Below are 22,457 nucleotides of genomic sequence, written 5' to 3' on the forward strand. Positions count from 1 at the left end.
AGCGCTGCCCGATGCCTGAGCTCCCCGAGGTCGAGACCGTCCGCGACGGCCTCGCGCGGCACGTCCTCGGCCGCACCGTGGCCGCGGTCGAGGTGCTGCGCGACTACAGCGTCCGCCGTCACGACGGCGGGCCCACCGGCTTAGCCGACCAGCTCGTCGGGTCACGGCTCGACGCCGCGGTCCGGCGCGGCAAGTACCTGTGGGTGCTGCTGGGCGACCCCGCCGGCGCGGCGCGCGGCGACGACGGCCCTGCCGCCGCGCTGACCGCGCACCTCGGGATGTCCGGGCAGCTCCTCGTCCGCTCCGGGGACGCGGTCGCCGACCGTGCACCTCATCTGCGGGTCCGGCTCGTGCTCGACGACGGCAGCGCGCTCGACTTCGTGGACCAGCGCACGTTCGGGCACCTGGCGGTGACCGACCTGGTCCCGACCGTCGACGGACTGCCCGCCGGCCTCGGGTCGCCCGTCCCCGCACTTCCTGCCCCCGTCGCGCACATCGCCCGCGACCTGCTCGACCCCGCGCTCGACCGGGCCGAGACCGCTCGGGCGATCCGGCGCCGTCGGACGGGCGTCAAACGCGCGATCCTCGACCAGACCGTCGTCTCGGGCGTCGGCAACATCTACGCCGACGAGGCGCTCTGGCGCGCGGGACTGCACTACGCGCGCGCCACGGACCGGCTCCGCCAGACCGACGCCCTGCGGCTCCTCGACGCGGCGGACGAGGTCATGCGCGAGGCGCTGGCTCAGGGTGGCACCAGCTTCGACGCGCTGTACGTGAACGTGAACGGCGCGTCCGGGTACTTCGACCGCTCGCTCGCGGTCTACGGGCAGGAGGGGCGGCCGTGCCCACGGTGCGGGGACCTCGTCCGTCGCGACTCGTTCATGAACCGGTCGGCGTTCACGTGCCCGACCTGCCAGCGCCGACCGCGCGCCGGACGCTGGTAGTGCCGAGGCTCTACCGGGCCGACTCCTGGGCCAGCGCCCACGCATAGTCCGCGTTCGACGCGGCGACCGCTGCCTGCGTCCCCCGCGCGGCGACGTTCGCCGGGCCGGTCGGGTCGGCGCGCAGGGCGATCACCTCGTCGGCCTGCTCCAGGCCGGTCAGCCGGTGCGTGGCCACGACGATCCCGCGACCGCCGCGGTGCGACTCGTCGACGAGGACGCGAAGCAGCGCGTCGGCGGTGGCAGGGTCGAGGTGCTCGGTGGGCTCGTCGACGAGGAGGTACCGCGCGGGGGACAGGAGCGCACGGGCGATCAGGAGGCGGCGACGTTCTCCGCCCGAGACGGTCGCCCCGTCCGGGCCGAGGAGCGTGTCGAGCCCCCGGGGCAGAGCGTCGACCCATTCCGTCAGACCCACGCGGTCCAGGACGGCGTGGGCGTCGGCCTCGGTGACGTCGCCCCGTGCGACCCGGAGGTTCTCGAGGATGGTCGTGGCGAAGACGTGGCCGTCCTCGGCGACCATGAGAACTTCTGGGTGTCGTCCGGCGAGGTCGAGCCCGTCGACGCCCACGGTGCCGTCCACGGGCGGGATCAACCCGGCGAGGGTGGCCAGCAGTGTCGACTTGCCGACGCCGGAGGGCCCGACCAGGCCGACCGTGCGCCCGGGCGCGAGCGTGAGGTCCGCCGTGACGACGGGGTGTCCGTCCCAGCCGGCGACGAGCGCCGTCGTGCGGATGCCCTCGTCGGTGGAGCCGGTGGAGTCGGTGGAGTCCGTGGCCTCGGTCGCTGACCGCGACTCGGACGGACGCGCCTCCGCTGTCTCGTCGAGCAGCTCCAGGAGCCGGGACGCGGCCTTCCGCGAGCGCCGTACCTGGACCGCGGCGGCCGGCAGGAGCCCGACCCCCTCGAACGCGGCGAGCGGCGTCAGGACGACGACGGCGAGCTCCACCGGTGCGAGCGTCCCTGCGGCGACCGCGGGGATGCCGAGTGCCAGTGCGCCGACGACGGCGAGACCCACGGCGATCGTCTGCAGGGCGGCGGCGACCGCGGCGGTGCGCGCGCCCTCGTCGGCAGCGGCGGTGAGGTCGCGATCCGTCCGGGCGAGGCCACGCATCCGTGGTTCGAGGCTCCCGTCGACCTGTGCGGGACCGGCGTTCTCGAGCAGCTCGACGGTCCGGGCGGCCATCTCCGCGCGGGCGGTGGAGGAGCGCTCCTCGGTGATCGCGGCCGCGCGGGCCGAGAGCCAGGGCGCGAGCCCGCCGGCCAGCAGGAGGCAGAGGAGGAGGATGACGCCGGCGGACGGGAGGAACACCCCGACGATCCCGACCGCGAGCAGCGAGACGCACGCGGCGACGCCGGCGGGGATGACGGCGCGCACGACGACGTCACCGACGTCGTCGACGTCGGTGCCCACGCGCGCGAGCAGGTCACCGCGTCGCACCTGGGCGAGCGCGGCCCCGGGGCCCTCGGCCAGGTTCTCGTAGAGCCGCGCCCGCAGTGACGTCATGCCGCGCAGGGCCACGTCGTGGGAGGCGAGCCGTTCGAGGTAGCGGGCGACGCCCCGGCCGATGCCGAAGGTCCGCACGGCGACCGTGGCGACCGACAGCTCGAGCACGGGCGGCATCTGTGAGGCGCGGGCGATCAGCCAGGCGGCGACGGCGGCGAGGCCCACCGCGCTCCCGAGGGCGAGGAAGCCCCGGGCGACGGCGACCGCGACCCGGAGCTTGCGGACCTCGAGCAGGGGGGCGATCCGGACGAGCGGGTCGGCGGCGATCCGGGCGCGCAGCGATGTCATGCGTGAGCCTTCGCGGAGACGTGCACGACGTCGTCGGCGAGCGCGACGACGGCCGTGCGGTGGGCGATGACGACGACGGTGCGGCCCTGCTCGCGAAGCGTGGCCAGCGCGGCCAGCACACCTTCCTCGCCGCGTGCGTCGAGGTGGGCGGTCGGTTCGTCCAGCACCACGAGCGGGGTGCTGCGGTCGAGGAGCGCGGCGGTGAGGGCGAGTCGTTGCCGCTGGCCGACGCTCAGGCCTGCCCCGGCGCGTCCGACGGCGGAGGCCCAGCCGTCGGGGAGGTCGCGGACCACCGCGTCCAGGCCGGTCGCACGGGCCGCCTCGGCCACGTCGTCGTCGGACGCGTCGGTGGCGCCGCGGGCGATGTCGAGGATCGTGCCCGGGCCGACGAGCGGGCGCTGCGGCAGCCACGTGATCTGCCGCCACCACGACTCCGGCTCCAGGTCTGAGACGTCGACCGGCCCGTCGGAGCCGGCCCCCGTCACGGTGACCGCGCCGGCGTCGGCCGGATGCAGCCCCAGCATCGTGAGCGCCGTCGTCGACTTGCCCGAGCCGCTCGGCCCGACCAGTGCGACGACACGTCCGTCGCACGTCACCTGCGCGTCGAGACCCGCCGGAGCGTCCGTCGCACGGTCGCCGGCGCGGACCGTCAGCCCGTCGAACCGGATGATCGCCCCCCGCAGGTCGGGCGCCGGCGTGGTCCCTCTGGGGGGGACGGGCTCGTCGAGGACGGCGAAGGCGCGGTCGGCAGCGGCGAGGCCGTCGGTGGACGCGTGGAACTGGGCGCCGACCTGCCGGAGCGGGAGGTAGACCTCGGGGGCGAGGATCAGGACGGCGAGCCCCGCCTCCAGGGTGATCACGTCGCCGTGGACGAGTCGTAGACCGATGCCGACGGCGACGAGGGCGACCGCGAGCGTGGTCAGCAGCTCGAGCACCATGCCGGACAGGAACGCGATCCGCAGGGTGCCCATCGTGGCCCGGCGGTTCGCGTCGCCGAGGGCCCGGACACGTGCTCGCGGTCCGCGCTCGCGGCCGTAGGCACGCAGGGTCGGCAGTCCGGTCAGCAGGTCGAGCACCTGGTTGCCGAGCTGCTGGACGACGACGAGACGCCGTTCGGACGTTCCCGCGGTCATCTGCCCCACGAGGATCATGAAGATCGGGACCAACGGGATCGTCCCGGCGATGACGGCGGCCGAGACCCAGTCGAGCCCCAGGACGACGAGCAGCGTCGCCGGGGTCACCGTGACGGCGAGCAGGAGCTGGGGCAGGTACCGCACGAAGTACGGTTCGAGCGCGTCGAGCCCCCGCGTCGTCAGGGTGGCGACGTCGGCGCCCTCGCCACCTGCGAGCCGCCGCGGTCCGAGCCGCACGGCGTGGGCGACCACCGACTCGCGCAGCTCGGCGATCGTCCGCGCCGCGGCCCGCACCGCGAAGCGCTCCTGGGCCCAGCTTGCCGCCGAGCGCAGCGTGACGACGAGGACGAGCAGCCCGACGGACGTCCCGGCGGCCCCCAGGGTCGTCAGGTCGCCCTGGATCGCGGGTGCGAGGACCGCGGCGATCAGCAGTGCCTGGGCGACCACGAGAGCCGCTGTCAGGACACCGAACACGGCCGTCAGGACGACGTACCCGCGTGCCGCACGGGCGTGCCGCAGCAGGCGTGGGTCGAGCGGCTTCACCCGCGCGACGCCTCGTCGTCGTCGGCGGGGGAGAGGTCGACCTTCGTGCCGCCGGAGTCGGGGCCGAAGGCATTCGCCTTCACCTTGTCCCACGTCAGCCCCACGGGCTCGGGGATGTCCGCGGTCGAGAGGCGGCGGCGGAAGACCCAGTAGGTCCACGCCTGGTAGGCGACGATGACCGGCACCGTGATCAGGGCGACCCACGACATCACCATCAGCGTGTAGTCGCTCGAGGACGCGTTGTCGATGGTGAGCGAGTTCGCCGGGTCCGTCGCGGGCATGACGTCGGGGAACATCGAGCCGAAGATCAGCACGACGGCGCAGACGATCGCGCCGGCGGAGAGGGTGAAGGCCCAGCCCTCGCGTCCTCGGGCGTTCATGAGGACGACGCCGATCAGGCACGCCGCCGCGACGACGACGACGGCCCAGGTCCAGGGCACCGAATAGGCGATCTGTGCCCAGACGGCCCAGACGGCGGTGAGGGCCGTTGCCGCGATCGAGGAGTAGGTCGCGGCCGCCCGCGCCTTGGTCCGGATCTCACCGTCGGACTTGAGTGCCAGGTAGACCGCACCGTGCATCAGGAAGAGGCTCGCGGTCACGAGGCCGCCCAGCAGGGCGAACGGCGAGAGCAGGGAGAAGAAGCCGCCGGTGAACTGGTGGTCGGCGTCGAGCTCGACGCCGCGCACGAGGTTGGCGAACGCCACGCCCCACAGGACGGCCGGCACCCACGAGCCGACGATGATCGCGCGGTCCGCGGTGCGGGCCCAGCCGGCGCTCGCGATCTTGCCTCGCCACTCGAAGGCGACGACGCGGACGATCAGGGCGAGCAGGATGATCAGGAGCGGGATGTAGAAGCCGGAGAACAGGGTGGCGTACCACTCGGGGAACGCCGCGAACGTCGCGCCGCCGGCGGTGAGCAGCCAGACCTCGTTGCCGTCCCAGACAGGTCCGATGGTGTTGATGAGGACTCGGCGCTCCTTGTCCTTGCGCCCGAGGATCGGCAGGAGCATGCCGACGCCGAAGTCGAAGCCCTCCAGGACGAGGTAGCCCGTCCAGAGCACTGCGATGAGGAGGAACCAGAGTGTGGGGAGGTCCATGATGTCGTCTCCTTCGTGGCCGCGTCAGTACGCGAAGGACAGGGGGCGGTCGGCGTCGTCGTCCTGCGCCTCGGGCGACTCGTCCCGCACCGTGTCGGGGACGCCCTCGAGGGCGTAGCGCCGCATGAGGCGGAACCACACGACGGCAAGCACGGCGTACAGGAGCGTGAAGGCGACCATCGACGCGATCACCATGCCGGGGCTGACGACGGTGGACACACCGCGCTCGGTCAGCAGCCGGACGGCGTCGATCCCCGTCGGGTTTGGCGCGACCACCCAGGGCTGGCGTCCCATCTCGGTGAAGATCCAGCCGAACGACGCGGCGAGGAAGGGTGCCGGGATGGCGACCATCGCGAGCCGGGAGAACCACACCTTGTCGGTGACACGTCCCTTGCGCGTGAGCCACAGGGCGCTGAGCGCCAGCGCGACCGAGAACACGGCGAGCCCGATCATGAGGCGGAAGCTCCAGTAGGTGACGAAGAGGTTCGGGGTGTACTCGACCGGCTCGCCGTCGAGGGTGGTGTCCCCGTAGCGCTCCGTCATCTGCTCCTGGACGTCGTTGACGCCGGGCAGGTAGCTGTCGGGGCCCGTGAAGCTCCCCGTCCCGAGGTAGCTCGCGAGGTAGGGGATCTCCAGGACGTGGCTGACGCCGTCGCACGAGTTGGAGAGGTCGCCGATCGTCAGGAGCGAGAACGACGCGGCCTCCTCGCCGTCGCACAGCGCCTCGGCCGAGGACATCTTTCCGGGCTGCTGCTCGTACATGATCTTGCCCTGGATGTCACCGGAGATCCCGACGCCGATGCCGGCCACGAGCATCGTGATCACGCCGAGCGTCATGCCCGGACGGTAGACGTCGCGGGCGAGCTCGACGTTCTCCGGCCGCCGGGTGCGCACGAGCCGGACCATCCACCAGGCGCAGATGGCGGTGACGAACCCGCCGGCGGTCAGGAAGGCGGCCGTCACGGTGTGCGGGAAGGCCGCGAGGAGCGTGTTGTTGGAGAGGACGGCCCAGATGTCGACGAGCTCGGCGCGCCCGGTCTCCTCGTTGTAGATCGTCCCGACGGGGTGCTGCATCCACGAGTTCGCCGCGAGGATGAAGTAGGCGGAGAGGTTGACCGCGATGGCGACCGCCCAGATGCACGCCAGGTGGACCTTCTTGTTGAGCCGGTCCCACCCGAAGATCCAGAGTCCGAGGAACGTGGACTCCACGAAGAACGCGGCGAGCGCCTCCATCGCGAGGGGGGCGCCGAAGACGTCACCGACGAACCGGGAGTACTCGGACCAGTTCATCCCGAACTGGAACTCCTGGACGATGCCCGTCGCCACGCCGATCGCGAAGTTGATCAGGAGGAGCTTGCCGAAGAACTTCGTCAGGCGCAGCCAGCGGTCGTTGCCGGTGCGCACCCAGGCCGTCTGCATGATCGCGACGAGGGGCGCGAGACCGATCGTGAGCGGCACGAAGATGAAGTGGTACACGGTCACGATGCCGAACTGCCATCGCGCGAGGTCCAGCGCTTCCATGGGTGCTCCAGGTGTGTCGATGTAGTGAAGACGCTATGGGCACTCTGCACGTCTGTCTCGGGATAGGAAACGCCATCGAGACGTTTCGTGAAGGACTTCACAAGGATTCGGGGCTTGACGTGACATCCGCGCCGGACGTGTCATGTCCGCCCGGGGCGTGTGTCCTGTGCGATACTTCGAAGTGGACTGGGGCACCCACATCGCCCCGTGACCACGTGATCGTCTGCGCCACCGCGACGGTTGCGCCGCTGCACGAGATGAATGGCTCGAGTGGCTGGGCGCGCCCGCAGGAACGGTGACGACGACCGCCGCCAACGACTTCCGTTGCCGGGCACCGCGCTTCGTCGCGCGACCCGAGCAGCGACTGACCGCCTGATGGGTGTACGAGATGTGGGGTACACCGAGAGGGCCTACAGGAGCACCCGCGTGACGCTCGAGAACAGCGAATCCACTCCCGAATCAACACCGGCAAAGCGCCCGCGTCGTCGTGTGACGCGCGAGGCAGGCACCCCGGTCGCCGGGAAGCCGGTGGATCTCTCCGCCGCGTCGGCCCCGACCGCGACGCCGCCGGCGACCGCTCCGACCGTGACCACCGAGGTGGCCGACACCACCCCGACCGCCGCGCCGCGCCGCCGTCGTGCCGCCACCCGCACCGCCGGAAGCCCGACGGCCTCCGCGAGCACCGAGACCTCGGTGAACGTCGACGACGCGAGCGCGTCGACGACCGCCGACGCCGCCTCGACCGAGGCGCCCGCCGCCAAGGCACCCGCCAAGAAGGCCCCCGCGAAGAAGTCCGCGGCCGGCAAGGCGCCGGCCAAGAAGGCGCCGGCGAAGAGGACTGCGGCCAAGAAGACCGACGAGCCTGCCGAGACGCCGGAGGCCGACTCCGACGCGCCCGCGGCTGAGCCGAAGAAGGCCACGGCCCGGAAGGCTCCGGCGAAGAAGGCGCCGGCCAAGAATGCCCCCGCGAAGAAGTCCGCGGACGACGCCTCCGCGAGCACGAGGTCGGCCGAGGCAGAGAGCGCACCGACCACAGCTCCGGCAACTCCGCGCCTCGCCGGGACGGCACTGCTGTTCCAGGCACCCGAACCGACGCGCCGACCGCGCCGCGTGACCAAGACCGCGCCGACGGCGACGCCCGCCGCCCCGGAGTTCGCCGGGCCGACGGCGACGTCGACGCCGTCGGAGGCGCCAGAGAAGTCCTCCGCGCCGACCAAGGCCACGGCTCGTCGGGGCAACGCGACCACGCCGACGGCGTCCGGGTCGACGGATGCGCCCGAGACGTCGGCGCCGTCCGGGTCTGACACGACCGAGGCTGCGTCGCCCCAGGCATCCGAGAAGCCGGCCAAGCGGGGCACGCGCAAGCGTGCCGCGAGCCGACCTGCCGGGAGCCCGACGGCGGCTTCCGGGTCCGAGAAGGCCGCGGGTGCGCCCGAGACGAAGGCCGAGGCTGACGCCGGTGCGCCGGTGGTAGAGGCCGAGGCAGCGCCGTCGACCGCGACCGACGAGGCGCCGGTCGAGCTCAGCCGTGACGAGGCTGCGGCGGTGGCCGAGGTCGAGACGATCGAGGCCGAGCTCGTCGCCGAGGGGATCGAGGTGCCGTCCGAGGAGTTCGAGCCCGAGGTCGAGGACGAGGAGCTCGTCGAGCGGCCCCGTCGTCGCCGCCGCCGCGGTGGTCGCGGTCGTCGACGTGGCCCCGGGGGCGACGCCGACGGCTCCGGCGACAAGGAGTCGGACGACGACACGTCGCAGGAGCGGACCGACGAGGACGCCGACGCCACGTCGGGCGGTTCCTCGAAGTCCCGTGGGTCCGGCTCGCGTGCCTCCGACGGCGCCACGGCGTCGGACGACGGGTCGACCGACGCCGAGGCGAACACGGACGAGGACGACGAGTCGTCGAACGACGACGGCTCCGGCGAGGGCTCGCGCCGTCGCCGCCGTCGCCGCCGCGGCGGGAGCGGCCGCAGCTCGGACTCCGGCTCACGGTCGGCACGGTCGACGAGCAGCGACGAGGTCACGGCGCTGAAGGGTTCTACGCGTCTCGAGGCCAAGCGTCAGCGACGTCGTGACGGTCGTGACGCCGGCCGCCGCCGCCAGATCATCACGGAGGCCGAGTTCCTCGCGCGCCGGGAGTCCGTCGAGCGGTCGATGATCGTGCGTGAGGTCGACGGCCGGACCCAGATCGCGGTCATCGAGGACGACATCCTGGTCGAGCACTACGTCTCCCAGCAGTCGCAGGCCTCGATGGTCGGCAACGTGTACGTCGGCCGCGTGCAGAACGTGCTGCCCAGCATGGAGGCGGCGTTCATCGACGTCGGCAAGGGGCGCAACGCGGTCCTCTACGCCGGTGAGGTCAACTGGGACGCCGCGGGGCTCGACGGGCAGCCGCGTCGGATCGAGCAGGCTCTCAAGTCGGGCGACTCCGTCCGGGTCCAGGTGACCAAGGACCCCATCGGTCACAAAGGTGCCCGACTCACCTCGCAGGTGACGCTCGCTGGCCGCTACCTCGTCTTCGTCCCCGGTGGCGGGATGACCGGGATCAGCCGCAAGCTTCCGGACACGGAGCGTGCACGTCTGAAGAAGATCCTCAAGGAGGTTGTCCCCGAGGGCTCGGGCGTGATCGTCCGCACCGCCGCCGAGGGTGCCTCCGAGGCCGAGCTCCGCGCCGACGTCGAGCGCCTGCAGAAGCAGTGGGAGCGGATCGAGAAGAAGACGAAGACCGCCTCCGCGCCGGCCCTCCTGCAGGGCGAGCCGGACATGGCGATCCGCGTGGTGCGCGACATCTTCAACGACGACTTCTCCCGCCTCGTCGTCTCGGGCGACTCGGCCTGGGACGAGATCTCGAACTACGTCGCCGAGCTCGCCCCGGACCTGCGGGACCGCGTCGAGTCGTGGACCTCCGAGCAGGACGTCTTCTCGGTCTACCGTGTCGACGAGCAGCTCGCGAAGGGCATGGACCGCAAGGTCTGGCTCCCGTCGGGCGGGTCCCTCGTGATCGACCGCACCGAGGCGATGACCGTCATCGACGTCAACACCGGCAAGTTCACGGGTGCCGGTGGCACGCTCGAGGAGACGGTGACGCGCAACAACCTCGAGGCCGCGGAGGAGATCGTCCGTCAGCTCCGGCTGCGCGACATCGGCGGGATCATCGTCGTCGACTTCATCGACATGGTCCTCGAGTCCAACCGAGACCTGGTGCTCCGGCGCCTCGTCGAGTGCCTCGGCCGTGACCGGACCCGTCACCAGGTCGCCGAGGTGACGTCGCTCGGACTCGTCCAGATGACCCGCAAGCGCGTGGGCCAAGGCCTGGTCGAGGCGTTCTCGGAGACCTGCGAGCACTGCCACGGTCGCGGGTTCATCGTCCACGACCAGCCGATCGAGAAGTCCGGCGGCTCAGACCACGACCACGGCCGCAAGGACCACAAGGACCACGGCAAGCAGGGGCGCAAGGGCGACGACGAGTCGCGCGGGCGTTCGCGACGGCGACGCTCGGGCAGCTCGGACGGGGCCGGGGCCGGGGACGAGTCGACGTCCGACGCTCCGACGGAGACCGTCCCGGTCCTGCCGGAGGACAGCGCACGGGCCGCGGTGAAGGCCACGCTGGCGACGATCGCCGCAGCCGCGGCGCACGCCCACGAGCACGAGAACGAGGCCGAGTCCGCGTCGGAACCGACGCGGGCGCAGGCGCCGGAGCCCGTGTCGGAGCCGGCCGCCGCCGGCGAAGACGCCCCACCGGCCGGTGCCGAGGGCGCCTCCTCGGGCGAGCCCGTGGCAGCACCTGCGGAGGACGAGCCGGCCGCGACCAGGCCCGCCCTCGACCTGCCCCGGGCGAGCGCGCCTGCGGAGCGCGAGCCCGCGGCAGACCTCAGCGGAGACTTCGGGATCGTCCTGCCGGACCGCTCGAGCGGCACCGCTCCGCGCAAAGGAGCCGAGGCCCGTGCGGCCTCGAAGCCTGTGGCAGAAGCTGACGGGTCGGCGGGAGAAGTAGACGGCTCCCCGGCGGGGCCATCCTCGGACGACTGACGCTGCAGACCTGAGGGCCCCGGAACCGCAATGGCGGTTCCGGGGCCCTCGTGCATCAGGACGCGGTCGGAGCCTCGGTGAGGCGGCTCGGCGTCGCGGTGCGTGCGACGGACGGCCGGCCGGGTGTCGCACCGAAGAGTCGTTCGGCGCGACCGAGCCAGGCGGCTCGACGGGCGTCACCGACGCCGCGCGGGCGGCCGTGACGGAGATGTCGGACGTGTCGCACGCCGAGCTGCCGGAACGTGCCGCGCCCGAGCATGCGGCCCACGGGGTCTCCGTACCACCACCGGAAGACCGGCACCGGCGTGGTCATGGTGGTCATCACCGTCACACCGCGCAGATGCCCGAGGCGGCCGACGAGCGTGTCGAGCGGTCCGTCGTCGTACGCGAACCCTGGCACCAGCACCTTGTCGAGGAACCCCTTGAGCCGTGCGGGCAGCGAAGCCCACCACACGGGGCTCACGACGACGAGGTGGTCGGCGTCGAGAATGCGGCGCTGGTAGTCCACGACGCGCGGGTCCGCGGTGGCCTGCCCGCGCCACGCCGCGAGATCCGCCAGTCGCATGACGGGGTCGAAGTCGTCGGCGTCGAGGTCGATCACGTCGACGTCGTGCCCGTGCGCGTCGGCTCCCCGGGCGACGGCCTCGGTCAGGGCGCGGGTGAGGCTTCCGGGGTAGGGGTGGTCGACGACGAGAAGAATCTTCACAGCGGCTCCTTAACAACGTTCAACTGAACAGTGTTCAGGCTCCTTGATCGTTGCTAGGATGTCAACTGTCCCGATCACGCGTCCGGCAGACGCTCACCCGATACCAGGCAGGCAGCAGAGGAGGGTCATGGCCGAGAGGCTCGACCGCTCCCGGGTCGCGCGTCGCGCGCTCGAGCTGCTCGACGACGGCGGTCTCGACGCCCTCACCCTGCGGCGACTCGCGGCGGACCTGGGCGTCAAGGCTCCGGCCCTGCTGTGGCACTTCCGGGACAAGGGCGACCTGCTCGACGAGATGGCCGCCATGATGCTGGCCGACCTCGTGGAGGCAGCGGACTGGACCGACGTCGGCGCGGGCTGGGAGGCCTGCATGCGGGAGTCTGCCGAGACCATGCGGGGCGAGATCGCCCGGCGGCCGGACGGTGCTCGGCTCTTCGCCCGGACCTTTGCCAACCAGGAACTCGGGCGTGCCGCGATCACGCAGCCCGTGCAGCTTCTCGTCGAGGCCGGGTTCGCCATCGAGGACTCGGTCCGGGCCTGGCGGACTCTCCTCGGGTTCGTGCTGGGGTTCGTGGTCCAGGAACAGGCCGGGGGCTCGGCGGACTCCGACGCGCAGTTCGCCTTCGGTGTCGACGTCGTGGTGGACGGTGTGGCTGCCAGGGTCGACCTTGCCGGCATTTGACCCTGGGGAGTCTGAACCGTAGTCTTGAACGTCGGTGCGTCACGTGCGCGCCGTTCCAGTGTGCCCACGTCTGGTACCGCACTCACATGCCGCGGCATGCACGAGTCGACAAGCCGGTCCGTCGTGGTGAGCACGCCGCAGATCTAGAGAGATGAGCAGCAACGTGGTGTACGCAGTCGTCAAGGCCGGTGGCCGTCAGGAAAAGGTGTCCGTCGGGGACATCGTCGTCGTCGATCGCCTGAAGGCGTCCGAGGGCGAGTCGGTCGACCTGCCCGCGCTCCTGCTCGTCGACGGGGAGAAGGTGACCACCGACGCCGAGAAGCTCGCGAAGGTCAAGGTCACCGCCGAGGTCGTTCAGGACGAGAAGGGCCCGAAGATCACGATCCTCCGGTACAAGAACAAGACGGGCTACCGCCGTCGCCAGGGTCACCGTCAGCAGCTCACCCGCCTGAAGGTCACTGGCATCAAGTGATCCGGCCCGGGTTCTCCCGGTAGACCGACTCCTCGTACTGAAAGCAGGTATCTCAGATGGCACACAAGAAGGGCGCGAGCTCCTCGCGCAACGGTCGTGACTCGAACGCTCAGCGTCTGGGCGTCAAGCGCTTCGGCGGCCAGGTCGTTGGAACGGGCGAGATCATCGTCCGCCAGCGCGGCACGCACTTCCACCCGGGCAACAACGTCGGCCGCGGTGGCGACGACACCCTCTTCGCTCTCGCCGACGGCGCCGTGCAGTTCGGCACCCGTCGCGGCCGCAAGGTCGTCGACATCGTCGCAGTCGAGGGCTGATCAGCCCTCAGGCTGAGAAACACCTCTCGGGAGGGGCGCACCTGACGGGTGCGCCCCTCCCGTGTTTCGTCTCACCACTTCCTGGGTCCGCGCGACCCTGAGAGGATCTCCTCATGGCAGCATCATTCGTCGACCGTGTCGTCCTGCATGCCGCGGGCGGTGACGGAGGCAATGGCTGCGCCTCGATCCGCCGCGAGAAGTTCAAGCCGCTGGCGGGCCCCGACGGCGGCAACGGTGGTGACGGCGGGACGGTCCGTCTCGTCGTCGACCCGCAGGTCACGACCCTCCTCGACTACCACCACGCCCCGCACCGTGACGCTCCGAGCGGATCCCAGGGGATGGGAGACAACCGGCACGGTGCGGCCGGCGGCGACCTCGTGCTCCCGGTCCCGGACGGCACCGTCGTCAAGGACACCGACGGGACCGTGCTCGCCGACCTCGTCGGAGCGGGCACCGAGTTCATCGTCGCCGAGGGTGGGCGTGGTGGTCTCGGGAACGCGGCCCTCTCGTCGCAGCGGCGCAAGGCACCGGGTTTCGCCCTGCTGGGCGAGCCGGGTGACGCCGCGGACATCGTGCTCGAGCTCAAGTCGCTCGCCGACGTCGCGCTGGTCGGCTACCCGAGTGCCGGCAAGTCCTCGCTCGTGGCGGCGATCTCGGCCGCACGGCCCAAGATCGCCGACTACCCGTTCACCACTTTGGTGCCGAACCTCGGTGTGGTCCAGGCCGGGGAGACCCGCTTCACCGTCGCGGACGTCCCCGGACTGATCCCCGGTGCGAGCCAGGGCAAGGGTCTGGGTCTCGAGTTCCTCCGGCACATCGAGCGCACCGCCGTGATCGTCCACGTGCTCGACTGCGCGACGCTCGAGCCCGGGCGTGACCCGGTGAGCGACCTCGACACGCTCGAGGAGGAGCTCGCCACCTACGCGCAGGACCTGGAGATCGAGGGCGGGCGCGTGCCCATCGCGGACCGGCCCCGCCTCGTCGTCCTGAACAAGATCGACGTGCCCGAGGCGCGTGAGCTCGCCGACCTCGTCCGCCCGGACCTCGAGGCGCGAGGTCTGCGCGTCCTCGAGATCTCGACGGCGAGCCACGAGGGGCTGCGTCAGCTGACCTTCGACCTGGCCAAGGTCGTCCGCCACGCCCGCGCCTCCGCCCCGGCACCGGAGGCGACGCGCACGGTGATCCGGCCGAAGGCGGTCGACGAGTCCGAGTTCACCGTCAAGCGGATGGAGCAGGCGGGGGAGCCGTACTTCTGGGTACGCGGGCGCAAGGTCGAGCGCTGGGTCCGCCAGACGGACTTCTCGAACGACGAGGCCGTGGGCTACCTCGCGGACAGGCTCGACCGTGCAGGGGTCGAGGACGGTCTGTTCAAGGCCGGCGCGGTCGCCGGTGACGAGGTCCGGATCGGGCCCGAGCAGAACCAGGTGATCTTCGACTGGGAGCCGACCATGCACGCGGGGGCCGAGCTGCTGACGGGCCCGCGCGGCACGGACCTGCGGATCGACGAGTCCAACCGCCCCACGCGCAAGGACAAGCGCCGCGAGTACACCGAGCGGATGGACGCGAAGACCGAGGCTCGACAGGAGCTCTGGACCGAGCGCGAGGCCGGCCAGTGGACGGATCCGAACGACGACTGAGCGCCGGTGCCGTCGCGCCGGGCGGCCGTGAGTATCCTCACGTCTGCCCGGCGCGTCGCGCTCTCGGCGTGTCACGTCGTGAAATCTGACAGGTCTGAGGGCGACTTGGGTGGATGATGGTGCGGTGACTCTCGCAGACAGATCCCACATGCCCGACGCCGAGCGCGTCGTGATCAAGATCGGCTCGTCGTCGCTCACCGGCCCCGACGGCCGGCTCGACGTCCAGGCGGTGAGAGCTCTCGTCGACGTCATCGCGGCCCGACACCTTGCAGGTGGTCAGGTCGTGCTCGTCACGTCAGGCTCCGTCGCCGCTGGCATCGACCCGCTCGGCCTTGCATCCCGACCACGCGACCTCGCGACCGCCCAGGCGGCAGCCTCCGTGGGGCAGGGAATGCTCATCGCCCGCTACTCCGAGGCGTTCGCGGCCCACGGCCTGCGCTCCGCGCAGGTGCTTCTCACCGCAGAAGACACGGTGCGCCGTGGCCACTACCGCAACGCCCAACGTTCGCTCGAGCGCCTGCTCGAGCTCGGCGTCGTCCCGATCGTGAACGAGAACGACGCCGTGGCCACCAACGAGATCCGGTTCGGGGACAACGACCGGCTTGCCGCGCTCGTCTCCCACCTGGTCCGCGCCGACGCCATGATCCTGCTCACCGACGTCGACGGACTCTACGACGGCCCTCCCGACCGCCCCGGCGCGTCGCAGATCAGCGTCGTGAACTCTCCCCAGGAGATTGAGCACATCGACATCGGGGGCACCGGAAGCGCCGTCGGCACCGGTGGCATGGTGACGAAGATCGCCGCCATGTCGATCGCCACGACCTCGGGAATCCCGACCATCCTGACGAAGGCGACGAACGTCGCCGGCGCGCTGGCCGGTGAGCAGGTCGGCACGTGGTTCGCCGTGACCGGCAAGCGCACCACCCGTCGGCGTCTCTGGCTGGGGCACGCCGCACGCGTGCGCGGTCGCCTCGTCCTCGACGACGGCGCGGTCCAGGCCATCAAGCGCGGGGGAGCGTCGCTCCTTCCCGCCGGGATCACCGACGTGAAGGGGGAGTTCGACGCAGGTGACCCGGTCGAGCTCGTGGACCCCGCCGGTGGCGTGGTGGCGCGCGGACTGGTCGCCTTCGACTCGACAGAGCTGCCCGAGCTGATCGGCCGTTCGACGCACTGGCTGCGTGAGCGCCTCGGTGAGGGGTACGACCGCGAGGTGGTCCACCGAGACGACCTCGTGCTTGCCCGCGTCCGCCTCTGACGGCGTTCCGACCGACGGAACGCCGTGACGTCGGCGGGGTCGGGCACGTACCCTCGAAGCATGACTTCGTTGGACACGACCGCCCGCCCCGCCGACAGCACGACCGCCCAGGCCCCCGGCCAGGGTGCTGTGCCACAGGATGTCCGCGCCGGTGTCGAGGCCATCGCCCGACGCGCGCAGGTCGCCTCTCGCTCGCTCGCGACCGCGACCCGAGCCACGAAGGACTCCGCACTCCTCGCCCTCGCGGATGCACTCGACGCGTCCGCCGAGCGGATCGTCGAGGCGAACGCCGAGGACCTGGAGCGTGGCCGCTCCAACAACATGAGCGAAGGTCTGCTGGACCGGCTCGCCCTGACGACCGAGCGTGTCGGCGCCATTGCCTCCGCCCTGCGCGACCTCGCCGCGCTTCCCGACCCCGTGGGCGAGATCGTCCGCGGCTCCACCCTCCCGAACGGCCTGCGCCTTCGCCAGGTCCGCGTCCCGATGGGCGTCGTCGGCATGATCTACGAGGCACGGCCGAACGTGACCGTGGACGCCGCCGGCCTCGCGCTGAAGTCGGGCAACGCCGTCATCCTGCGCGGAGGCTCGGCCGCCGCCAGCTCGAACGCCGTCATCGTCGAGGTCCTCGGCGAGGCGCTGGAGGCGCAGGGCCTGCCCGCCGACCTCGTCCAGTCGATCGACGCGTACGGCCGTCCCGGGGGCGTCGCGCTGATGCACGCGCGCGGTCTCGTGGACGTCCTCGTGCCCCGTGGCGGCGCGAGCCTGATCCAGACCGTCGTGACCGAGTCGACCGTGCCCGTCATCGAGACCGGCGTGGGCAACTGCCACGTCTTCGTCGACGAGTCGGCCGACGTCGCGACGGCCCTGCCGATCGTCCTCAACTCCAAGACGCACCGCGTCGGCGTCTGCAACGCCGCGGAGACGCTGCTCGTCCACGCGGGTGCCGCGGAGGACTTCCTGCCCGCCGCCCTCGACGCCCTCGACGCGTCCGGCGTGGTGATCCACGGCGACGCACGCGTGCAGGAGCTGGCGCCTGACGAGGTCACCGTCATCCCGGCGACCGACGAGGACTGGGGCAAGGAGTACCTCGCCCTCGAGATGGCCGTGCGGGTCGTCGACGACATCGACGCCGCGATCGAGCACGTCCGCACCTGGACGTCCGGACACACCGAGGCGATCGTCACGCGCGACGTGACGTCGTCGGAGCGTTTCATCGCCGACGTCGACGCCGCCGCCGTGATCGTCAACGCGAGCACGCGGTTCACCGACGGCGCCGAGTTCGGGCTCGGTGCCGAGATCGGCATCTCGACGCAGAAGCTTCACGCGCGCGGACCCATGGGGCTCGCGGAGCTCACGACCACCAAGTGGATCGTGACGGGGGACGGCCACGTCCGTCCGTAGGCCGGGGTCTCTCACGACGGTCGTCGTGAGAGACTAAAGTCCCTCCGGGCCCGATCGGGTCCGGTACAGATCGAACACTCCATGGAGGACACCGTGGTTGCTGCCGCTCTCGTCATTGCCCAGGAAGGCGCAGAGGCCGTCAACGAGCTCCCGATCTCGCCGATCATGTTCGGTGTGCTCGGGTTCACCGCGCTCGTCTCGCTGCTGCTGGTGACGTACGCGTTCCGCAGCGTCGGCACACGCCACTGACCTTCCCGGCCCCCATGGAGCGCAGGCCACGCATCGGTGTCATGGGTGGGACGTTCGACCCGATCCACCACGGTCACCTGGTCGCGGCGAGCGAGGCAGCTGCGCACTTCGACCTCGACGAGGTCGTGTTCGTGCCGACCGGCAGTCCGACCTTCAAGCAGGACCGTGACGTCACGGACGCCGAGCACCGGTACCTGATGACGGTGATCGCGACGGCGTCGAACCCCCGGTTCACGGTCAGTCGGGTCGACGTCGATCGGCAGGGTCTGACCTACACCGTGGACACGCTGCGCGATCTGCGTGCGCTGCGCCCCGATGCGGAGTTCTTCTTCATCACGGGCGCGGACGCCGTCGCACAGATCCTGGCCTGGAAGGATGCGTCCGAGCTCTGGGGGATGGCACACTTCGTGGCTGTGACCCGTCCGGGGCATCCTCTCGACCTTGAGGGGATCCCCGCGGACGTCGTCACGAGCGTCGAGGTTCCGGCACTGTCCATCTCGTCGACGGACTGCCGCGAGCGTGTCGCTGCGGGTCACCCCGTGTGGTATCTCGTCCCCGACGGGGTCGTCCAGTACATCGCGAAATATGGCTTGTATCGAGGTTTGAACGATGAATGATCGGCCCGGAGAGCCGGTGCGTCCGCTGACGCGCCGCGAGATCCGCGAACGGGAGCGCGCTGCTGCGGCTGCCGCAGAGGGTGCTGCGCCCGCCCCGAGCTCGACGCCGTCGCGCGGGCCGACCCCCGTCGGCCCGCAGCCCGTGGCCCCGCGCGAGTCCCGGGCGACCCCGCCCACAGCGTCGAGCACGTACTCGGCACCGTCCCGGCGCTCGTTGCGCGAGCCGGAGTCCGCGGCGACGCCTGCTCCGTCGCGCGGGGTTCGCCCCCCGGCCTCGACGGCCGGCACGCGTCGCCTCGACGAGACGGGTCACCTGACGCCCGTGCAGGCGACCGGTGAGCAGGTCGTCCGTCCGCAGCCGACCGGCGCGACCCGTGCGCCCGCGTCATGGGACTCCGCACCGGCCCCACGACCGTCGTCCTCGACGCGACCGGCCTGGCAGTCCGTCCCGACCCCGCCGCCCTCCGCACAGTCGGTGCAGTCGGCGCCGGCCGCGCCGCCGAGCGCACCATCGGCACCGGCACCCACGCCGTCACCGGCACCGCAGTCCATGCCGCAGTCGGCGCCCGGGAGGCGTGCCTCGACGGGCGTCCGGCCCGGCGCTGCCGTGCAGAGCGACGCGACGGCCTATCAGCAGCCCGTGGGGTCGACGCAGGTCTTCGGGGCAACGCCACCGGCACCGGCATCGACCCCCGCGGAGCCTTCGGCCGGGCAGGCACCCGCGGCCCCCGCGCCGTCCCTGCCCTGGGGTTCGGGCGCTCCGGCGAGCTCGCCGACGCAGGGTGCTGCGGCCCCCTCGCTGCCGACTGCTCCGCCGTCCGTCGCCCCGCCCGCCGACGACTCCGACCTGCCGTGGGCGACGACCTCGACGGAGGCGAGCGCTCCGGCCTCGATCCCCGCGTCCCACCGCCCCGCCCCGGCACGCGACCTCGACGACGAGGACGACTGGGACGAGGACGAGCCCCAGTACTCGTACACGTGGCTCCACTACCTCATCCTCGTCGCCGTCGCCTTCGTGCTCGGGCTCCTCATCTGGGAGCTGGTGCTTCGTCCCGACGAGCCCGCGGCGGCCCTGAACGCCGGAGATCTCCTCCGGACCCTGGCGACCGGCGCCGTCGGCCCGCCATCCGCCTGACTGAGAGGAAGCCGCCGTGACTGCAACCGATCGCGCTGTCGAGCTCGCCATCATCGCCGCACGTGCGGCGTCCGACCGCAAGGCCGCCGAGATCATCGCCCTGGACGTGAGCGACCAGCTCGTCCTGACCGACGTGTTCCTGATCGCCTCGGGATCGAGCGAGCGACAGGTCTCCGGAATCGTCGACGCCGTCGAGGAGGCACTCTTCGCCGTCGGCGCCAAGCCGATCCGCCGCGAGGGCAAGAGTGCGGCACGGTGGGTGCTCATCGACTTCGGCGACATCGTCGTCCACGTCCAGCACGCCGAGGACCGCGTCTACTACGCGCTCGAGAAGCTCTGGAAGGACTGCCCGGCGATCGAGCTGCCCGAGGACGCTCGCGGCGGCGACGGAGTCGTGCCTGACGACGACGAGGACGAGGACGCCTGGTTCACCGGAGCAGCGTCCGAATGACCGCGGGCACGATCGTCCTGCTCCGCCACGGACGCACCGCCTACAACGCCGCGATGCGCCTGCAGGGGCAGGTCGACATCGAGCTCGACGAGGTGGGTCGGTGGCAGGCGGAGCAGGGCGCTCGTGCGCTCTCGTCCGCGCACCGCGCGACCACCGTCGTCGCGTCCGACCTCTCCCGGGCGGCAGCGACGGCGCAGGCATACGCCGCGCAGCTCGGGGTGGAGCTCGTTCTCGATCCCCGGGTCCGCGAGCGGAGCTTCGGTGACTGGGAAGGGCTGACCGGCCCCGAGATCCGCGAAGGATGGCCCGAGGAGTACGCCGCGTGGCGTCGCGGCGACGACCCGCTGAGCGTGGGCGCCGAGGCGAAGGTCGACGTGGCCGCACGTTTCCGCGAGGCCGTCCTCGAGCACGCCGACGCCTTGGACGAGGGCGACACGCTCGCCGTCGTCTCGCACGGTGCTGCGATCACGCTCGGCATCACGGCACTCCTGGGACTCGACGCCGGGCACTGGCGCGGTGTCGCGGGCCTTCACAACGTGCACTGGTCGCACCTGCACCGCTCCGGGCCGGGCGTGACGCCGGACTGGCGCCTCGTGGCCCACAACGTCGGCGCCGGCTACCCGCTCGATGAGTGGAACGCGGGGCCGGACTGGAATTTGGAGCCTGGGCAAGAACCTGCGTAGACTAGCGGTGCTCGGGACGAGGGATTCCTCGAAACCTGAGTGCCAATCATCTGGTTTCCAGGTGTTCGGGGCTGTGGCGCAGCTGGTAGCGCACCTGCATGGCATGCAGGGGGTCAGGGGTTCGAGTCCCCTCAGCTCCACCGAAGACAAAGACGCGGGACCTCACCGAGGTCCCGCGTTTTTGTCGTCTGCTCGCGTCTGCGATTGCCGGATCTCAGCGTCGAGGCAGGATGAGCCCGAGGGGAGGAGCCCGACGTCGGGCTCGAGGGATGACAGAGACGGTGGACTTCAAGAAGGGCGACGAGTTGCGGGCGCCCCGCGGCGACTTCCGTCTGCTCGACGTGCCACCGACGCGATACCTGATGATCGACGGGGGCGGTGACCCGAACACGTCGAGCCGGTACGCGGACGCTCTCGCCACGCTCTACCCGGTCGGCTACGCCCTCAAGTTCGCGAGCAAGGACGAGCTGGGACGGAACTACGTCGTGCCACCCCTGGAGGGGCTCTGGTGGGCGGACGACATGACGACGTTCACGACGGCGCGGGACAAGTCTCGATGGCGGTGGACGATGATGCTCCTCGTTCCCCGGTGGGTTCCCGACGCGATGGTCACGGATGTCGTGCAGCGGGTGCGGGATCGCAAGGCGCCCCCGCGGATCGACGAGCTCCGCTGGGAAACGCTCGCCGAGGGCAGGGTCGTTCAGACGCTCCACGTCGGTCCGTTCGACGACGAAGGGCCCGTGCTGGCGCGGATGCACGACGAGTTTATGCCCGGGCAGGGCCTGCGACCCCGGGGACGGCACCACGAGATCTACCTCGGGGACCCGCGTCGGGTGGCTCCGGAACGGATGCGCACGGTACTGCGGCAACCTGTCGAGCCGGTCTGACGCCGGTTTCGACAAGCTCAACCGGCGTGGGTCGAGCTCAACCGGCGTGGGTCGGGCTCAACTGGCGTTGGTCGAGCCTGTCGAGACCCGGTTTCGACAAGCTCAACCGGCGTGGGTCGAGCTCAACCGGCGTGGGTCGAGTCTGTCGAGACCTGGTTTCGACAAGCTCAACCGGCGTGGGTCGAGCTCAACCAGCGTGGGTCGAGCCTGTCGAGACCCGGTTTCGACGGGCTCAACCGGCGTGGGTCGGGCTCAACCGGCGCAGTGCTGCGGCTACCGTGCCCCTATGGTGACGACGGATGTGCCCGAGCTGCTCGTGGACGATGTGGCGGCATGGCGAGGTTGGCTCGACGTGAACGAAGACTCGCACGACGGTGTCTGGCTTGTCCTGGCGAAGAAGGGCACGGTCGACCCCACGCGTCTGACCTACGCCGAGGCGCTCGACGAGGCACTGTGCAGCGGGTGGATCGACGGGCAGAAGCGGAGCCGTGACGCGGCGACGTTCCTTCAGCGGTTCACCCCGCGACGTCGGGCGAGCATGTGGTCGGCGCGCAACGTCGAGCACGTCGCGCGGCTCGTCTCCGAGGGGCGGATGCGCGCGCGGGGGACCGGCGAGGTGGACCGGGCGCGTGCGGACGGCCGGTGGGATCGTGCCTACCCGGGTTCGGCGACGATCGAGGTGCCCGCCGATCTCGAGGCGGCACTGAAGGACTCGCCCGGTGCGGCAGCTGCGTTCGGGCGGCTCAATCGGCAGGAGCGCTACAGCGTGCTGCACCCCGTGGTGTCGGCGTCGACGGACGACCTTCGCGCGGCGAGGATCCGTGTGCAGGTGGCGCGACTGGCAGAGCGGGCGCAGCAGCCGGACGCGTGACATGTCTCACGTGTGCGTTCCGAGGTGGATTTGTGAGTGAGGCGTGCCTT

20 protein-coding genes and 1 tRNA gene are annotated in these 22,457 nt (G+C 71.4%); 16 read left to right on the plus strand and 5 right to left on the minus strand.

Going from position 1 to position 22,457, the window contains the following annotated elements; all coding sequences use genetic code 11:
- Positions 1-11 precede the first annotated feature (11 nt).
- The gene (gene mutM / locus BLU20_RS06825) at positions 12-944 is read left to right on the plus strand and encodes a bifunctional DNA-formamidopyrimidine glycosylase/DNA-(apurinic or apyrimidinic site) lyase (RefSeq protein ID WP_083372052.1); all 933 of its coding nucleotides are present in this window, start codon (positions 12-14) and stop codon (positions 942-944) included.
- 10 nt (positions 945-954) lie between these two features.
- Here the strand turns inward: mutM and cydC are convergent, their stop codons facing one another.
- From cydC to BLU20_RS06845, 4 genes are read right to left on the minus strand one after another with little or no spacing between them, the layout of a single operon-like run.
- Positions 955-2,733: a thiol reductant ABC exporter subunit CydC gene (cydC, locus tag BLU20_RS06830; protein WP_083372053.1), complete on the minus strand. Its 1,779-nt coding sequence runs from the start codon at positions 2,731-2,733 to the stop codon at positions 955-957.
- On the minus strand, positions 2,730-4,409 hold the full coding sequence (cydD, locus tag BLU20_RS06835; RefSeq protein ID WP_083372054.1) for a thiol reductant ABC exporter subunit CydD: 1,680 nt from the start codon (positions 4,407-4,409) through the stop codon (positions 2,730-2,732). The genes cydC and cydD overlap by 4 nt, the downstream gene beginning before the upstream one ends.
- Positions 4,406-5,506 (minus strand): cytochrome d ubiquinol oxidase subunit II, encoded by a 1,101-nt coding sequence (gene cydB / locus BLU20_RS06840; protein WP_083372055.1) that lies wholly within the window; start codon positions 5,504-5,506, stop codon positions 4,406-4,408. The genes cydD and cydB overlap by 4 nt, the downstream gene beginning before the upstream one ends.
- 24 nt (positions 5,507-5,530) lie before the next feature.
- Positions 5,531-7,027 (minus strand): cytochrome ubiquinol oxidase subunit I, encoded by a 1,497-nt coding sequence (locus tag BLU20_RS06845; RefSeq protein WP_083372056.1) that lies wholly within the window; start codon positions 7,025-7,027, stop codon positions 5,531-5,533.
- A gap of 489 nt (positions 7,028-7,516) precedes the next feature.
- On the opposite strand from BLU20_RS06845, the gene BLU20_RS06850 reads away from it, so the two are divergent.
- Positions 7,517-11,050, plus strand: a complete 3,534-nt coding sequence (locus BLU20_RS06850; RefSeq protein WP_331713046.1) for an Rne/Rng family ribonuclease — start codon at positions 7,517-7,519, stop codon at positions 11,048-11,050.
- A 55-nt stretch (positions 11,051-11,105) separates the two neighbouring features.
- Here the strand turns inward: BLU20_RS06850 and BLU20_RS06855 are convergent, their stop codons facing one another.
- Positions 11,106-11,756, minus strand: coding sequence for an NAD(P)H-dependent oxidoreductase (locus tag BLU20_RS06855; RefSeq protein ID WP_083372058.1), 651 nt, complete (start codon positions 11,754-11,756; stop codon positions 11,106-11,108).
- A gap of 127 nt (positions 11,757-11,883) precedes the next feature.
- Between BLU20_RS06855 and BLU20_RS06860 the strand changes: the two genes are divergently transcribed.
- The 14 genes from BLU20_RS06860 to BLU20_RS06925 all read left to right on the plus strand — a co-directional run bounded on the left by BLU20_RS06860 (position 11,884) and on the right by BLU20_RS06925 (position 22,407).
- Positions 11,884-12,435 (plus strand): TetR family transcriptional regulator, encoded by a 552-nt coding sequence (locus tag BLU20_RS06860; RefSeq protein WP_172829040.1) that lies wholly within the window; start codon positions 11,884-11,886, stop codon positions 12,433-12,435.
- 151 nt (positions 12,436-12,586) lie between these two features.
- Positions 12,587-12,907 carry a 50S ribosomal protein L21 gene (gene rplU, locus BLU20_RS06865; protein ID WP_029253785.1) on the plus strand — a complete coding sequence of 107 codons (321 nt, stop codon included), beginning with the start codon at positions 12,587-12,589 and terminating at the stop codon, positions 12,905-12,907.
- Between the two features lie 56 nt (positions 12,908-12,963).
- Positions 12,964-13,221 carry a 50S ribosomal protein L27 gene (gene rpmA, locus BLU20_RS06870; protein WP_029253786.1) on the plus strand — a complete coding sequence of 86 codons (258 nt, stop codon included), beginning with the start codon at positions 12,964-12,966 and terminating at the stop codon, positions 13,219-13,221.
- Positions 13,222-13,334: 113 nt separating this feature from the next.
- Positions 13,335-14,858 (plus strand): GTPase ObgE, encoded by a 1,524-nt coding sequence (gene obgE, locus BLU20_RS06875; protein ID WP_083372060.1) that lies wholly within the window; start codon positions 13,335-13,337, stop codon positions 14,856-14,858.
- A 148-nt stretch (positions 14,859-15,006) separates the two neighbouring features.
- On the plus strand, positions 15,007-16,113 hold the full coding sequence (proB, locus tag BLU20_RS06880; protein ID WP_083372061.1) for a glutamate 5-kinase: 1,107 nt from the start codon (positions 15,007-15,009) through the stop codon (positions 16,111-16,113).
- A 60-nt stretch (positions 16,114-16,173) separates the two neighbouring features.
- Positions 16,174-17,514 carry a glutamate-5-semialdehyde dehydrogenase gene (locus BLU20_RS06885; RefSeq protein WP_081829804.1) on the plus strand — a complete coding sequence of 447 codons (1,341 nt, stop codon included), beginning with the start codon at positions 16,174-16,176 and terminating at the stop codon, positions 17,512-17,514.
- A 93-nt stretch (positions 17,515-17,607) separates the two neighbouring features.
- Entirely contained in the window at positions 17,608-17,763 is a 156-nt protein-coding gene (locus BLU20_RS13935) for a hypothetical protein (RefSeq protein ID WP_172828958.1), read from the plus strand.
- 14 nt (positions 17,764-17,777) lie between these two features.
- On the plus strand, positions 17,778-18,380 hold the full coding sequence (gene nadD / locus BLU20_RS06890) for a nicotinate-nucleotide adenylyltransferase (RefSeq protein WP_029253790.1): 603 nt from the start codon (positions 17,778-17,780) through the stop codon (positions 18,378-18,380).
- Positions 18,373-19,515: a hypothetical protein gene (locus BLU20_RS13740; RefSeq protein WP_157270360.1), complete on the plus strand. Its 1,143-nt coding sequence runs from the start codon at positions 18,373-18,375 to the stop codon at positions 19,513-19,515. Before nadD ends, BLU20_RS13740 begins: the two co-directional genes overlap by 8 nt.
- A gap of 16 nt (positions 19,516-19,531) precedes the next feature.
- Positions 19,532-19,966, plus strand: coding sequence for a ribosome silencing factor (gene rsfS / locus BLU20_RS06905; protein ID WP_029253793.1), 435 nt, complete (start codon positions 19,532-19,534; stop codon positions 19,964-19,966).
- Positions 19,963-20,649 (plus strand): histidine phosphatase family protein, encoded by a 687-nt coding sequence (locus BLU20_RS06910; RefSeq protein ID WP_083372063.1) that lies wholly within the window; start codon positions 19,963-19,965, stop codon positions 20,647-20,649. The genes rsfS and BLU20_RS06910 overlap by 4 nt, the downstream gene beginning before the upstream one ends.
- A gap of 67 nt (positions 20,650-20,716) precedes the next feature.
- A tRNA-Ala gene (locus tag BLU20_RS06915) sits at positions 20,717-20,789 on the plus strand.
- A gap of 129 nt (positions 20,790-20,918) precedes the next feature.
- Complete coding sequence (locus tag BLU20_RS06920; protein ID WP_083372064.1) at positions 20,919-21,536, plus strand: GyrI-like domain-containing protein; 618 nt, start codon at positions 20,919-20,921, stop codon at positions 21,534-21,536.
- A 286-nt stretch (positions 21,537-21,822) separates the two neighbouring features.
- Positions 21,823-22,407 carry a YdeI/OmpD-associated family protein gene (locus BLU20_RS06925; RefSeq protein ID WP_083372065.1) on the plus strand — a complete coding sequence of 195 codons (585 nt, stop codon included), beginning with the start codon at positions 21,823-21,825 and terminating at the stop codon, positions 22,405-22,407.
- The last annotated feature ends 50 nt before the right edge of the window (positions 22,408-22,457 follow it).

Source organism: Paraoerskovia marina (assembly GCF_900105445.1).
GTDB lineage: Bacteria > Actinomycetota > Actinomycetes > Actinomycetales > Cellulomonadaceae > Paraoerskovia > Paraoerskovia marina.

Excerpts from the sequence above, each read along its gene's own strand:
- mutM (WP_083372052.1), top strand. The coding sequence starts at position 12 with ATGCCTGAGCTCCCCGAGGTCGAGACCGTCCGCGACGGCCTCGCGCGG.
- cydC (WP_083372053.1), bottom strand. The coding sequence starts at position 2,733 with ATGACATCGCTGCGCGCCCGGATCGCCGCCGACCCGCTCGTCCGGATC.
- cydB (WP_083372055.1), bottom strand. The coding sequence starts at position 5,506 with ATGGACCTCCCCACACTCTGGTTCCTCCTCATCGCAGTGCTCTGGACG.
- BLU20_RS06845 (WP_083372056.1), bottom strand. The coding sequence starts at position 7,027 with ATGGAAGCGCTGGACCTCGCGCGATGGCAGTTCGGCATCGTGACCGTG.
- BLU20_RS06860 (WP_172829040.1), top strand. The coding sequence starts at position 11,884 with ATGGCCGAGAGGCTCGACCGCTCCCGGGTCGCGCGTCGCGCGCTCGAG.
- rplU (WP_029253785.1), top strand. The coding sequence starts at position 12,587 with ATGAGCAGCAACGTGGTGTACGCAGTCGTCAAGGCCGGTGGCCGTCAG.
- rpmA (WP_029253786.1), top strand. The coding sequence starts at position 12,964 with ATGGCACACAAGAAGGGCGCGAGCTCCTCGCGCAACGGTCGTGACTCG.
- obgE (WP_083372060.1), top strand. The coding sequence starts at position 13,335 with ATGGCAGCATCATTCGTCGACCGTGTCGTCCTGCATGCCGCGGGCGGT.
- proB (WP_083372061.1), top strand. The coding sequence starts at position 15,007 with ATGCCCGACGCCGAGCGCGTCGTGATCAAGATCGGCTCGTCGTCGCTC.
- BLU20_RS06885 (WP_081829804.1), top strand. The coding sequence starts at position 16,174 with ATGACTTCGTTGGACACGACCGCCCGCCCCGCCGACAGCACGACCGCC.
- nadD (WP_029253790.1), top strand. The coding sequence starts at position 17,778 with ATGGAGCGCAGGCCACGCATCGGTGTCATGGGTGGGACGTTCGACCCG.
- BLU20_RS13740 (WP_157270360.1), top strand. The coding sequence starts at position 18,373 with ATGAATGATCGGCCCGGAGAGCCGGTGCGTCCGCTGACGCGCCGCGAG.
- BLU20_RS06910 (WP_083372063.1), top strand. The coding sequence starts at position 19,963 with ATGACCGCGGGCACGATCGTCCTGCTCCGCCACGGACGCACCGCCTAC.
- BLU20_RS06920 (WP_083372064.1), top strand. The coding sequence starts at position 20,919 with ATGACAGAGACGGTGGACTTCAAGAAGGGCGACGAGTTGCGGGCGCCC.
- BLU20_RS06925 (WP_083372065.1), top strand. The coding sequence starts at position 21,823 with ATGGTGACGACGGATGTGCCCGAGCTGCTCGTGGACGATGTGGCGGCA.